Below are 263 nucleotides of genomic sequence, written 5' to 3' on the forward strand. Positions count from 1 at the left end.
TCGGTCCAGTTGGACAGGGGGAAGACGCGGACGTGTTCGCCGGGGGCGTGGCGGCCGTTGTAGAGGTTCCACAGCTCGGGGCGCTGGCGGCGCGGGTCCCACTGGGAGAACTCGTCGCGCAGGGAGAACACCCGTTCCTTGGCCCGGGCCTTCTCCTCGTCCCGGCGCCCGCCGCCGAAGACCGCGTCGAACTTCTCCGCCTGGATCTTCTCGGTCAGCGGGAGGGTCTGGAGCGGGTTGCGGGTGCCGTCCGCACGCTCCTT

At 70.7% G+C, this 263-nt stretch carries 1 protein-coding gene; it reads right to left on the reverse strand.

The annotated features are described in order from the left end of the window. The coding region (locus DI272_RS44065; RefSeq protein ID WP_181387603.1) for a phosphoadenosine phosphosulfate reductase family protein at positions 1–263 on the reverse strand (263 nt) is incomplete at both ends.

This window comes from Streptomyces sp. Act143 (genome assembly GCF_003143935.1).
Taxonomy (GTDB): Bacteria; Actinomycetota; Actinomycetes; order Streptomycetales; family Streptomycetaceae; genus Streptomyces.